Genomic DNA, 12,306 nt, shown 5'->3' on the forward strand with positions numbered 1-12,306 from the left:
AACCGACGCGTCGCCCGACGGGGTCCCGCGGTGCAGCGGCGGCGGCCCGCCCTCGCGCTGGGCGACCGGCCGGTCGCCCCGTGCAGAGCGCCGGCAGGGCGTGGGCGTCAGCCGGTGACGGCGGCGAGCACGTCCTCGCCGTAGAGCTCGAGCTTGCGCGAGCCGATGCCGGGCAGCGCGGAGAGCTCGCGCAGGTTCGCCGGCCGCGTCTCGGCGATCGCCTGCAGCGTGGCGTCGGTGAAGACGACGTAGGCCGGCACCGACTGCGCCTGCGCCGCCGAGCTGCGCCACGCCCGGAGCCGCTCGAACAGCTCCCCCGCCTCGCCCTCGAGCACCACCTTGGGCCGCTTGGTCCGGCTGCGGGCCGGCGGCGCCGTCGGACCGGAGTCCGGTGCCAGCCCGGTGAGGAACCGGCTGCGCGGCCGGGCCCGCTTGGCGCCGGGGTTGCGCGCCAGCGACCAGGAGAGGGTCAGCTGCTCGCGCGCCCGGGTGATGGCGACGTAGAGCAGCCGGCGCTCCTCCTCCACCGCGTCGGGCCGGGACAGCGACTGCGCGATGGGCAGCACGCCGTCGACGATCCCGACGACGAAGACGGCGTCCCACTCCAGGCCCTTGGCGGCGTGCATCGACGCCAGCGTCACGCCCTGCACCGTGGGCGCGTGCTGGGCGTCGGCCCGCTGCGCCAGGTGCCCCACGAAGCCGGCGAGGTCCAGCGAGGGGTTCTCCTCGACCAGGTCGACGGCGAGGTCGACCAGGGCCGACAGGGACTGCCAGCGGTCGCGCGCCGCACCCCCGGCGGGCGGGCGGTGCTCGGCCCAGCCGGTGGACGCCAGGACGTCGCGCACCGCGGGCACGAGCATCCCGGGCTCGTTGCCGCCGGCGGCGGCGCCGCGGAGCAGCAGCACCGCCTCGCGCACCTCAGGCCGCTCGAAGAACCGTTCGCCACCGCGCAGCACGTACGGAACGCCGACGTCGGCCAGCGCCGACTCGTACACCTGCGACTGCGCGTTGATCCGGAAGAGGATCGCGATCTCGCTGGCCGGCAGGCCCTCGTCGATCAGCGCCCGGCAGCGCTCGGCGACCGCCTTGGCCTCGGCGGGCTCGTCGGGGTGCTCCTCGAACCGCGGCTCGGCGGCGTCGGCGCGCTGGCCGAGCAGCCGCAGGCCGGGCAGCCCCTTGCGCCGGGGCGCCATGCCGATGAGCCGGTTGGCCAGCCCGACGACCTGCGGCGTCGACCGGTAGTCGCGCTCGAGCTTGACCACCTCCGCGTCGGGATAGCGGTCGGCGAAGCCCAGCAGGTAGTCGGGGTCGGCACCGGTGAAGGAGTAGATGGTCTGGTTGGGGTCGCCCACGACGCAGACCTCGGCCCGGCCGCCGAGCCAGGCGTCGAGCAGCCGCTGCTGGAGCGGGTTGACGTCCTGGTACTCGTCGACGACGAAGTGCCGGTACTGGTCGCGCACGGCGCGGGCGACGTCCGGGTGGCCCTCGAGCGCGTACGCGGTGACCAGCAGCAGGTCCTCGAAGTCCAGCGCGCCGTCGCGCTCCTTCGCCGACTCGTAGCTGGCGTAGACCGCGGCGACCGCGGCCGGCTCGAACGGCGTCTCCCGGCCGGCGGCCTTGGCCCGGGCCGGGTAGTCCTCCGGCGTCGCCAAGGTCGTCTTGGCCCACTCGATCTCGCTGGCGAGGTCGCGCAGGCTGGTCCGGTCGGTGGTGAGCCGGTTGCGCGCCGCCGCGGAGGCGACCACCCGCAGCTTGTTCTCGATCAGCGCCGGCATCGGGCCGCCGAGCACGCGCGGGGCGAAGTAGCGCAGCTGCCGCATGGCCGCGGCGTGGAACGTGCGGGCCTGCACCCCGCCGACGTCGAGCGCCTGCAGCCTGGTGCGGAGCTCGCCGGCCGCGCGCGCGGTGAACGTCACCGCGAGCACCTGCTCGGGGACGTAGACGCCGGTGTGCACGCCGTAGGCGATGCGGTGGGTGATCGTGCGGGTCTTGCCCGTGCCCGCGCCGGCGAGGATGCACACGGGGCCCGGTCACCGCCTGCGCGGCGGTCCGCTGCTCCTCGTCGAGCCCGGCGAGCACGTCCTCCGCGCGGGAGCCCGATCGGGTCGCCGCGCTCATCGGGTGCTCCGGGCTCGTGTCACAGGGCGATCCTCCCAGCCCGCGCCGACCTCATGGGGAAGCATCCCCAGGAAGGCCGCGTTGACCAGCACACGAGGTGCACCTTTCCCGGGGGTGGACCGGCCCGTTCCTAGCAGGGAGACTCGACCCGATGACCACGACCGACAGCACCGCCGTGACGATGTACACCACCACGTGGTGCGGGTACTGCGTCCGGCTGAAGAAGCTGATGCAGCTCGAGGGCATCTCCTTCGCCGAGGTCGACATCGAGCAGGACGCCCAGGCGGCCGACCTGGTCGAGAACGCCAACGGTGGCAACCGCACCGTGCCCACCCTGCTCTTCTCCGACGGCACCGCCCTCACCAACCCCAGCATCGACCAGGTCAAGGCGCAGCTGGCCGCGGTCGCGGGGGCGTGACGACGACGTGATCCCCGGTCCCCGGCCCTCCGACGGGCCCGCGCGCCCGATCGCAGGGCCGGGTGACCCGGCCGGCTGCTCCCCCGACCCGTCGGCGCCCGTGGCGCTGACCCGGACGCCCACCGGCTGGGTGGTGCGCTCGGCCGCGGGCAGCGACCCGGTGGGGGACGTCGTCGAGGGCATGTCGCTGGCCGACCTGATCGCCGAGGAGTTCGGCGCCGTGCCCGAGCCGGACCGCTCGGCCCGCCGCTCCGCCCGGGGTGCCGTGGTCCCCATCGGCGCGGTGGAGCCCGTCGTCGACGAGGCCGCGCTGCGCATCGCCGCCCTCGAGCGCACGGTCGCCCAGCTGGAGCACGCGCTCGCCGCGCGGGTCGCCACCGAGCGGGCCATCGGCGTGCTCGCCGAGCGCCAGGGCGCCAGCGCCCGCGCGGCGTTCGAGGGGCTGCGCCGCGACGCCCGCTCGCAGGGCCGGCCCGTCGCCGAGCTGGCGCGCGAGGTGCTCGACTCGCTGGCGCCCGACGTCGCCGCTCCCCCGCGGGCGGCCGCGGCGCCGCTGGCCGCGGCGGACGGCCGGTCCTGAGCCGCCCCGAACCGCTCACCCCCGCCGCGCTGGCCGACCGGCTCGCCGAGCTGCTCGCCGCGGAGCTCCCGGAACCGGGCGCCACCGCGCTGCGCGTGGCCGTCGACGGGCCCGAGCTCGCCTCCCCCGGGCACCTGGCCGCGGCGGTCGCCGAGCGGCTGCCGGCGCTGGGCCGGGCCGCCGTCGTCGTCCCCGCGGAGGGGTTCTACCGCCCGGCCTCGCTGCGGCTGGAGCACGGCCGCACCGATCCCGACGCCCGGTACACCGACTGGCTGGACGCAGGCGCGCTGACCCGCGAGGTGCTCGCCCCGGTGGGGCCCGGCGGCTCGGGCCGCTACCTGCCGCAGCTGTGGGACCTGGTGCGCGACCGCGCCGTCCGCGCCCGCCCCGCGCCGGCACCTCCCGGCGGGGTGCTGCTGGTGCCCGGCACCCTTCTGCAGGGCGTGGGGCTGGCCTTCGACGTCGTCGTCCACCTGCGGGTCGCCCCGGCCGCCCGCCGGCGCCGGGTCCCGGCCGACCAGGCGTGGGTGCTGCCGGCCTTCGACCGCTACGACGACGAGGTGGACCCGGTCGCCCTGGCCGACGCCGTGGTGCTGGCCGACCACGCCGACCGGCCGGCCCTGGTGCTCGGCGGCCGCTGGGCCTGACTAGTCGTCGAACTCGCCGGTCAGCCAGCGGTCGATGATGTTCCGCGCGATCGACACGGCGGGCGGCAGGGCGGACAGCCCGTCCCCGGCGAGCAGCTGCTCGCGGGAGAACCAGTGCGCCTCCTCGATCTCGGTGGGGTCCAGCACGAGCTCCCCGGCGGACTCGGCGCGGGCGACGAAGCCCAGCATGAGCGACTGCGGGAACGGCCACGGCTGGCTGCCCACGTACCGGACGTCGGTGACCTGCAGGCCGACCTCCTCGGCGACCTCGCGGGCCACCGCGGCCTCGAGCGACTCCCCCGGCTCGACGAAGCCGGCCAGCACGGAGTAGCGCCCCGGCGGCCAGATCGCCTGCCGGCCCAGGACGACGTTCCCGGCGCCGTCGTGGACGAGCATGATCACGGCGGGGTCGGTGCGCGGGAAGATGTCGGTGCCGGTGGTGGGGTCGTGCTGCACCCACCCGGCCCGCTCGACGGTGGTCGGCGCGCCGGTCAGCGGGCTGAACCGGTTGCGCTCGTGCCACTCGACCATGCCGATGGCCTGGACCAGCAGCCCGGCGTCGAGGTCGCCGAGCACCGTGCCCAGGTCGCGCAGCCCGGCCCAGGAGTCGACCGGCCGACCGCTCACGGTCAGCGCCCGCTCGCCGCGGACCGCGGCGTACGGGACGCCGTCGGCCTCGCCGAGGAAGATCGCACCGGTCGGCAGCTCCGGCCGCTCGTCCCACAGCAGCTCCGGGCCACCGGGCGTCTCGCGCACCGGGACGGCGCGGTGCCGGTCGACGGTGAGCACCCGGACGGGGCGGCCGCCGGTCGGGTCGGGCAGCGCGCGGGCGAGGTGCGCCCGGTCGTGCGCGACCCGGGAGAGCACCGGCACCGAGCCGGACGACGGCGGTGCGCCGACGGGCCAGGCCGCCGAGGCGCCGCGCATGCGGTCGGGGTCGTTCGCGGGCAGGCCGCCGGCGGGGGCGCTCACGCCTGCGCCTCCCGTCGGACGGTGAGCGGGCCGAGCACGGCCAGCTGGGCCTCGGCCACCTCCGCGTCGCCGACGACGACGGCGGTGAGCGCACCCGGCGCGAGGTAGCGGCGGGAGACGTCCTGCACCTGGTCGACGGTCACCGCCTCGAGCGCCTGCTGGTGCTCGGCGAGCCAGCCCACCGGCAGCCCGGCCCCGACCAGTGCCGCGAGGGTGCTGGCCAGGCCGGCGTGCGTCGCCGTCGACAGCGCCATGCTGCCCAGGACGTACCGGCGGGCGGCGTCCAGCTCGGCCTCGGTGACCGGGGTCAGCGCCATGCGGCCGAGCTCGTAGACGGTCTCCATGAGCGCCGGGCCGGTCACCTCGGTGGCGACGTCGGCCTCGACGAGCACCGAGGAGGCGGCGGCCAGGTGCTCCACCGCGCTGCGCGGGCTGTAGCTGTAGCCGCGCCGCTCGCGGATGTTCTCCACCAGCCGGGAGGAGAAGTAACCGCCGTAGACCATGGCCGCCAGCCGGACGGCGGCGAGGTCGGGGTCGGTACGGCCGGGTGCGGGGCCGCCGAGCCGGATGTTGGACTGCACCGCGCCCGGCCGGTCGACCAGCTCGAGCACCGGGTCGTGCCGGGCCGCGGCCGGGGCCGACTCGAGGGCGGTCCCGCCGGCGGTCCACCCGGCCAGCGCCTCGGCGACCGCGTCGGCCGCGCCCGCGGGGTCGAGGTCGCCCACGAGGACGAGGGTGCTGCCGGCCGGGAGCACGCGGGCCGCGTGCAGCTCGAGCAGGCCGGTGCCGGTGACCGCCCCCACCGCCGCCGGGTCGGGCAGCGAGATGGCGTACGGGTGCCCGGGGTAGCGCCGCGCGCTGAGCGCGGCGCGGGCGAGGACCGAGGGCTGGGACCGGGCGATGGTGATCCGCTCGACCAGCCGGTCGCGCTCGCCCTCCACCCCCTCGGCGGGGTAGGTCGCGGCGGTGAGCAGCTCGGCGAGCACCCCGAGGACGGGCCGCAGCCCGTCGGGCAGGAGCGTGGTGCCGAACAGCAGGCGGTCGCTGTCGGCCGACACCGACATCTCCGCGCCGTGCCCCTGCAGCAGCTGGGCGATGCCGGTCTGGTCGTGCGACGCCGTCCCGAGCAGGACCGCGCCGGAGAGGACCGAGGCCTCGGCGGAGTGCTGCTCGGCGGTGTCGAGGTCCGGAGCGGCGAACGGCACCCGCAGGCGCAGCTCGATCAGCGGCACGCCCGGGCGCGGGACGACGACGACGCGCAGGCCGTTGGCCAGCGTGGTCTCGGTCGCGGCCGGGACCGGCTGCGGCCGGGGCGCGCCCAGCGGCGGGATCAGCGAGAGGTCCAGCGTGGCGGTCACTGCCGTCCTCCTGCCGGGCGCAGCTCCAGCACCGCGACGGTGCCGGGATCGAGCGCTCGGGCCGCGCCCTGCACCTGGTCGGGGGTGACCGCGGCGAGCCGGGCGGCGAGCTCGCCGGCGAGCTCCGCGCGGCCGTGCACCAGTTCGGCGGCGGCGAAGGCCAGCGTGCGACCGAGCACGGAGTCGGCCTGGCGCAGCAGCTGCGCCTCGGTGCGGGCCTGCACCCGGCGCAGCTCGTCGGCCGGGACGCCGTCGGAGGCGATCCGGGCGATCTCCTCGTGCACCGCGGCGGTGACCCGCTCGACCGGCACCGCGGCCGGGTGGTGCACCTGGGTGGTGAGCAGGGTGGCGTCCCGGACGTCGAAGGGGTCGCCGAACAGGCCGACGTAGCTGCTCTGCGCGATGGCGGTGCGGTCGTCGTGCACCAGCCGGCGCTCCAGCCGCGAGGCGTCGCCCTCGCTGAGCAGCTCGGCCAGCAGCACGCTGCCCAGGTACTCGTCGAAGCGGGCGACCGGGTCGGGCACCCGCCAGCCCAGTGCCACGGCCGGCGCCGTCGCCAGCCGGTCCTCGACGACGGCCGAGCGCACCCCGGTGGGCGCGGGCTCGCCGGTGCGCGGCGTCGGCGGCACCTCGCGGGCGGCGACGGGGCCGAACCAGCGCTGCACGAGCCGCTCGGTCTCGGCCACGTCGAGGTCGCCGCCGATGCACAGCACGGCGTTGCCGGGGGCGTAGTAGGTGGAGAAGAAGTCGGTGGCGTCGTCGACGGTGGAGGACTCCAGGTCGACGAACGAGCCGTAGCCGTCGTGGGTGTTGGCGAAGCTCTCGAACGCGACCTGCGGCAGCTGCAGCCAGGGGAAGGCGCCGTAGGGCCGGTTCAGCACGTTGACCCGGATCTCCTCCTTCACCACGTCGATCTGGTTGCGGAGGTTCTCCTCGGTGATGGCCGGCGCCGCCATGCGGTCGGCCTCGAGGAACAGCGCGCGCTCGAGCGCCTCGGCCGGGAGCGCCTCGAAGTAGTTCGTGTAGTCCTGGTGGGTGGAGCCGTTGAACGTGCCGCCGGCGGCCTGCACGAGGCGGGCGTGCTCCATCTTCGGGACGTGCGCCGAGCCCTGGAACATCATGTGCTCGAAGAGGTGCGCGAAGCCGGTGCGCCCCTCCGGCTCGTTGCGCATGCCGACGTCGTAGAAGACGCTCACCGCGACCACGGGCACGCTGGTGTCCGGGGCCAGCACGACGCGCAGCCCGTTGTCCAGGGTGAACCGTTCGACCGGGTGCCTGAGGGTCAGTTCGGTTCCGGCTGCTGTCACGCCGCCGACAGTAATGCGGCGCAGCCGTGGACCGCCGTGCGGTGGGCCTCTCCGCCGTCCTCCCTCGCGGTAGGGCGTCCACCCTTCCGGTGCACGGTGAGGGAGGACGCTCGACGATCAGGTCACCTGATCGTCGCGAGGGGCCTCACAGCACGTCGACGGCGTCGATCAGCCGGTCGATGACGCCGTAGAGCTCGGCGTGGGTGTTGGGGATGGAGATGTAGAGCAGCGCCGGTGCGGGGCGTCCGACGTCGATCAGCAGCAGCGCCGCCCGCTCCCCCGAGGCGTCGTAGCCCTCGACGTCCCAGGCGAGCTGGAACTCCAGGAGGTGCGCCTCGCGCCCGTCGACGGTGCGCGCCTCGTCGCGCAGGATCCGGCGCTCGTTGGGCTGCGGGTAGTAGTTGACGCGCACGCTGTCGGCCACGGCGGCGACCGTCGGCGCCAGGCTGCCGGGGCCCGCGTAGCCGAACTCCTCGACCAGGGGCCCGGACGTCACCTGGGCGATGAACGTGCCGGCCGGCGTGACCTCCTGGGTGGTGAAGTACTGGCCGGCGACACTGCTGGTCTCGGCCATGTCGGCCATGCCGTACTCGAGCCAGCCGTCACCCAGGTACGGGTAGGCGATGCCGGCCTCCTGGTCGATGATCCGCACCGTCCCGGGCGCGAAGGTCGGCCCCGGGGGCTGCTGGGCGGTCGGGGGCTGCGGGTCGCGGGCGGCGACGGGGTCCTCGTCGCCCCCCGTGCCGACGACGAGCGCGAGGATCACCGCCACCACGACGCCGAGGACGCCGGCGACCACCCACGCGGCCCGGCGCGGCCGGGCCGAGCCGGTCGCGGGCTGCGGGGTCCACGCGGGCGGCTCGGGGGCGGCCGGGCGCTGCGGGGTGAGGACCGGTGAGCTCTGGACGGCGACGCCCGGGCCGGCCGGGGTCGCGACGTCGGACCACGCGGACCCGCTCCACCAGCGGACCATCCCCGGCGAGCCGTCGGGGTCGGCGTACCACCCCGGCGGCGGGAGCTGCGGGCCGTCGGAGGTCACGGGGCAACCCTAGGCCGCGCGCGTAGCGTGCCGTCAGCAACTCGAGGAGGTCGCCGTGGACGTCGCACCGGCGCCGTCCGCCGTGGTCGACCGGCTCCGGGCGGCCGGCTGCGTGTTCGCCGAGGACGAGGCGGCGCTGCTCGTCGCGGAGGCCGGCTCCCCCGCGCGGCTCGAGGAGCTGGTGACCCGCCGGGTGGCCGGCGAGCCGCTGGAGCACCTGATCGGCTGGGTCGCCTTCGACGGCCTGCGGATCGCCGTCGGGCCGGGGGTGTTCGTGCCGCGGCGGCGCACCGAGCTGCTGGTCCGCGAGGCAGCGGCGCTGGTGCGGCCGGGCGCCGTCGTCGTCGACCTGTGCTGCGGCTCCGGCGCGGTGGGTGCCGCCCTGCTCGCCCGGCACCCGGGCACCGTGCTGCACGCCGCCGACGTCGACCCGGTGGCGGTGCGCTGCGCCCGGGTCAACCTGCCGGGCGTCCCGGTGCACGAGGGCGACCTGTTCTCCGCCCTGCCCGAGGAGCTGCGCGGCCGGGTGGACGTGCTCGCGGCCAACGTGCCCTACGTGCCGACCCCCGCGCTGGCGCTGATGCCGCCGGAGGCGCGCGACCACGAACCGCGCACCGCCCTCGACGGCGGCGACGACGGGCTGGCCGTGGCCCGCCGCGTCGTCGCCGGCGCCGGGGCGTGGCTGGCGCCCGGTGGCGCGCTGCTGTTCGAGGCCGGGGAGGCGCAGGTGCCGGCCGCGGTCGCCGCGCTGTCCGCCGCCGGGCTGCGCCCGCGGGTGGTCACCGACGACCAGCGGGGGGCGACCGTCGTCGTCGGGGCCGCGGGGGCGAGACTGGCCGGGTGAGCGACGACGCGCCGATCTGCTCGGCGAAGGGCTGCTCGGCCCCGGCCGCCTTCGCCCTGGTCTGGAACAACCCGAAGCTGCACACCCCGGACCGGGAGAAGGTCTGGCTGGCGTGCGGCGAGCACCGGGAGCCGCTGTCGCACCACCTGGCCAGCCGCTCGTTCCTGCGCCGGGTGGACCCGCTGGCCTAGCGCGCCTGGGCGGCCAGCTCCCGCCACAGGTGTGCGGTGGCCTCGGCCGCAGCGGTGCAGCATCGAGAGCAGCACCCGCTCGTTGGGCGAGTGGATCCGGTCGGTGGGCAGGCCGGCGCCGAGGAACAGCAGCGGCGCGCCGAGCACCTCGACCAGGTCGGCCTCCGGGCCGCTGCCGCCCTCGCGGGTGAAGAGCACGTCGGCGGGGTCGGTGTCGAAGGCCTGGCCGATGGCGCGCAGCAGCGCGTCCATGGCCGGGGAGTCGAGGTCGCTTGCGCAGGGCGCGACTCCGCCCGGCGGGGTGTGCACCTCGGCGACGATGCCGTCGGGCACGTGCTGCTCGAGCCACGCGCGCAGCAGCGGGCCGATGTCCTCCGGGCGCTGGTCGGAGACCAGCCGGAAGGTCACCTTGGCGTGCGCCTCGGCCGGGATGATCGTCTTGTGGCCGGGCCCGGTGTAGCCGCCCCACATGCCGTTGACCTCGGCGGTCGGTCGGGCGCCGGTCCGCTCCAGGGTGCTGTATCCGGCCTCGCCGTAGGTGGCCCGCGAGGCGGCCGGGCCGGCCAGCCAGGCGGCTTCGTCGAACGGGACGCGGGCCATGAGCGCCCGCTCGCGCTCGGACAGCGGGCGCACCTTGTCGTAGAACCCGGGGAGGGTGACCCGGCCGTGCTCGTCGTGCAGCTCCGCCAGCAGCTCGGCCATCGCGTGCAGCGGGTTGGGCACGGCGCCGCCGAACGAGCCGGAGTGCAGGTCGACCGCCGGACCGCGCAGGGTGATCTCGGCGTCGGCCAGGCCGCGCATGGCGGTGACGGCGCTGGGGACGTCGGGGGCGGCCATCCCGGTGTCGGAGACGACGACGACGTCGCAGGCCAGCCGCTCGCGGCGCTCCTGCAGGAGGGCGGCGAAGTGCGGCGAGCCGGACTCCTCCTCGCCCTCGATCAGCAGCTTCACCGTCACCGCGGGGGTGTCCCGGCCGGTCGCGGCCAGGTGCGCCCGGATGCCGAGCAGGTGGAAGGCGACGTTGCCCTTGTCGTCGATGGCGCCCCGGGCGTGCAGTTCGGGCCCGTGCTCGCCCTCGACCACGGTGGGCTCGAACGGCGGGTGCACCCACAGCTCCGGCGGGTCGACCGGCTGCACGTCGTGGTGCCCGTAGACCAGCGCGACCGGGGCGCCGGCGTCGGCGCTGGGCCACTCGGCGAAGACCGCGGGCGCGCCGGCGGTCGGCCAGATCTCCACCGTCGGGAACCCGGTGCGGCGCAGCGCCTCGGCCAGCCACTCCGCGCTGGCGGCGACGTCCGGGGCGTGCGCCGGGTCGGCCGAGATCGACGGGATGCGCAGCCAGGCGTCGAGGTCGGCGTGCAGGTCGTCGAGGTGGGCGGAGACGAAGGCGCGTTCCGGGCTGCTGGTCACGCTGGGCGACGGTAGCGGCGTGGGCGGCATCACCGGCTCCCGGCTAGCGTCCGGGGGCATGGCCGGAGAACTGCTGCGCACCGATGTCGGCGACCTGACCTTCGACGTCCGCGTCGACGGTCCCGAGGACGGGCGGCCGGTGCTGCTGCTGCACGGCTTCCCGGAGACCTCGGCCTGCTGGGCGGCGGTGACCCCGCTGCTGACCCGGGCGGGGCTGCGCACCTACGCCCCCGACCAGCTGGGCTACTCCCCCGGCGCCCGCCCGGGCGACGTGGACGCCTACACGATGCAGAACCTGGCGCAGGTCACCGCAGACCTGATGACCGCGCTCGCCATCCCGGTCGCCGACGTCGTCGGGCACGACTGGGGCGCGAACGTGGCCTGGACGCTGGCGGCCTGGCACGCCGACCGGGTCCGGTCGCTGACCGCGGTGTCGGTGCCCCACCCGGCCGCCTACACCGCGGCCTTCCGCGTCGACCCCGAGCAGAAGGAGCGCTCGGCCTACATCCGGCTGTTCTGGCAGGAGGGCAAGGCCGAGGAGGTGCTGCTGGCCGACGGCGCGCGCCGGTTGCGCGGCATGTACGACGTCGAGAACAGCGGCATCCCGCCCGAGACGGTCGACGAGTACGTGAGCGTGCTGTCCGCGCCGGGCGCGCTGACGGCGGCACTGAACTGGTACCGGGCGATGAGCTCGAGCACCCGCCTGGACCCGGTCGAGGTGCCGACCACCTACGTGTGGAGCGACGCCGACGTCGCCATCGGCTCGACCGCCGCGGATGCCTGCGCCGGCTTCGTCAGCGGCGACTACCGGATGGTGACGCTCCCGGGGATCACGCACTGGATCCCCGAGCAGGCGCCCGAGCAGCTGGCGGCCGCGATCCTGGACCGCGTCGCCTCGAGCTGAGACTCAGAGCATCCGGTAGTAGCGGAGCTGCGGGAACGGCCGGAAGCCGGCCTTCTCGTAGGCCGCCCGGGCGGGGGCGTGCCCCGGGTCGCCGCCGGTGGCGATGACGGCGAGCACCGAGCCGTGCGCGCGCATCTCCTCGACGGCCCGGGCGAGCAGGGCGTCGGCCGTGCCGCGGCGCTGGGCGGCGGGGTCGACGGCAATCATCTCGACCTCGCTGCTGTTCGGCTCCCCGTGCGTCTCGTCGTGGTGGACGACGGCGACGAAGCCGGTCACCGCGTCCCCCTCCTCGGCGACCCAGCTGCGCGTGCCGGCGTCCCGGACGACGCCTGCGACGGCGGCGGCCTGCATCGCGGACCAGTCGGGGTAGAGGTGCGCGAAGACGGCCTCGCCCATGACGGCGCGCATGGACTCGAACACCGGCGCCCACGCGCGCAGCGAGAGGTCCACGACGGCGTCGACGTCGCAGCCGGCGAGCGGGCGGATCGTCGGGGTCACGCGCCCACTGTCCCGAGCCG

At 76.2% G+C, this 12,306-nt stretch carries 11 protein-coding genes and 1 pseudogene; 5 read left to right on the forward strand and 7 right to left on the reverse strand.

Annotated elements, in window-relative coordinates; translation table 11 throughout:
• Window positions 1-107 precede the first annotated feature (107 nt).
• Complete coding sequence (locus tag JKP75_RS24080; protein WP_309229883.1) at window positions 108-2,021, reverse strand: ATP-dependent DNA helicase UvrD2; 1,914 nt, start codon at window positions 2,019-2,021, stop codon at window positions 108-110.
• A 248-nt stretch (window positions 2,022-2,269) separates the two neighbouring features.
• Between JKP75_RS24080 and JKP75_RS15000 the strand changes: the two genes are divergently transcribed.
• From JKP75_RS15000 to JKP75_RS15010, 3 genes are all read left to right on the forward strand, one after another.
• Complete coding sequence (locus JKP75_RS15000; protein WP_200490529.1) at window positions 2,270-2,536, forward strand: mycoredoxin; 267 nt, start codon at window positions 2,270-2,272, stop codon at window positions 2,534-2,536.
• Window positions 2,537-2,636: 100 nt separating this feature from the next.
• Window positions 2,637-3,116, forward strand: coding sequence for an ANTAR domain-containing protein (locus JKP75_RS15005; RefSeq protein ID WP_309229884.1), 480 nt, complete (start codon window positions 2,637-2,639; stop codon window positions 3,114-3,116).
• 95 nt (window positions 3,117-3,211) lie between these two features.
• On the forward strand, window positions 3,212-3,763 hold the full coding sequence (locus JKP75_RS15010; RefSeq protein ID WP_309229885.1) for a uridine kinase: 552 nt from the start codon (window positions 3,212-3,214) through the stop codon (window positions 3,761-3,763).
• Here the strand turns inward: JKP75_RS15010 and nudC are convergent, their stop codons facing one another.
• The 4 genes from nudC to JKP75_RS15030 form a co-directional block, all read right to left on the reverse strand.
• Window positions 3,764-4,735 (reverse strand): NAD(+) diphosphatase, encoded by a 972-nt coding sequence (gene nudC / locus JKP75_RS15015; protein WP_309229886.1) that lies wholly within the window; start codon window positions 4,733-4,735, stop codon window positions 3,764-3,766. It lies immediately after the preceding gene.
• Window positions 4,732-6,093: a pitrilysin family protein gene (locus tag JKP75_RS15020; protein WP_200490528.1), complete on the reverse strand. Its 1,362-nt coding sequence runs from the start codon at window positions 6,091-6,093 to the stop codon at window positions 4,732-4,734. The genes nudC and JKP75_RS15020 overlap by 4 nt, the downstream gene beginning before the upstream one ends.
• A complete protein-coding gene (locus JKP75_RS15025) occupies window positions 6,090-7,400 on the reverse strand; it encodes a pitrilysin family protein (RefSeq protein WP_200490527.1) in 1,311 nt (436 codons plus the stop codon). The genes JKP75_RS15020 and JKP75_RS15025 overlap by 4 nt, the downstream gene beginning before the upstream one ends.
• 145 nt (window positions 7,401-7,545) lie before the next feature.
• The gene (locus JKP75_RS15030) at window positions 7,546-8,439 is read right to left on the reverse strand and encodes a DUF2510 domain-containing protein (RefSeq protein ID WP_309229887.1); all 894 of its coding nucleotides are present in this window, start codon (window positions 8,437-8,439) and stop codon (window positions 7,546-7,548) included.
• Window positions 8,440-8,494: 55 nt separating this feature from the next.
• Here JKP75_RS15030 and JKP75_RS15035 point away from each other — a divergent pair, with 55 nt between their 5' ends.
• The gene (locus JKP75_RS15035) at window positions 8,495-9,283 is read left to right on the forward strand and encodes a putative protein N(5)-glutamine methyltransferase (RefSeq protein ID WP_200490526.1); all 789 of its coding nucleotides are present in this window, start codon (window positions 8,495-8,497) and stop codon (window positions 9,281-9,283) included.
• A 293-nt stretch (window positions 9,284-9,576) separates the two neighbouring features.
• Here JKP75_RS15035 and JKP75_RS15045 read toward each other — a convergent pair.
• Window positions 9,577-10,944, reverse strand: a pseudogene (locus JKP75_RS15045) (M20/M25/M40 family metallo-hydrolase); the annotation flags it as partial.
• Between JKP75_RS15045 and JKP75_RS15050 the strand changes: the two are divergent.
• Entirely contained in the window at window positions 10,943-11,788 is an 846-nt protein-coding gene (locus JKP75_RS15050) for an alpha/beta fold hydrolase (RefSeq protein ID WP_200490523.1), read from the forward strand. The pseudogene JKP75_RS15045 and the gene JKP75_RS15050 overlap by 2 nt on opposite strands.
• A gap of 3 nt (window positions 11,789-11,791) precedes the next feature.
• Here the strand turns inward: JKP75_RS15050 and JKP75_RS15055 are convergent, their stop codons facing one another.
• A complete protein-coding gene (locus tag JKP75_RS15055) occupies window positions 11,792-12,286 on the reverse strand; it encodes a GNAT family N-acetyltransferase (protein WP_200490522.1) in 495 nt (164 codons plus the stop codon).
• Between the last annotated feature and the right edge of the window lie 20 nt (window positions 12,287-12,306).

The sequence above is a fragment of the Blastococcus sp. TML/M2B genome, from assembly GCF_016612865.1.
Taxonomy (GTDB): Bacteria; Actinomycetota; Actinomycetes; order Mycobacteriales; family Geodermatophilaceae; genus Blastococcus.

What these genes read in the sequence shown, in the direction of transcription:
- JKP75_RS15000 (WP_200490529.1), top strand. Translation starts at nt 2,270, where the DNA reads ATGACCACGACCGACAGCACCGCCGTGACGATGTACACCACCACGTGG.
- JKP75_RS15050 (WP_200490523.1), top strand. Translation starts at nt 10,943, where the DNA reads ATGGCCGGAGAACTGCTGCGCACCGATGTCGGCGACCTGACCTTCGAC.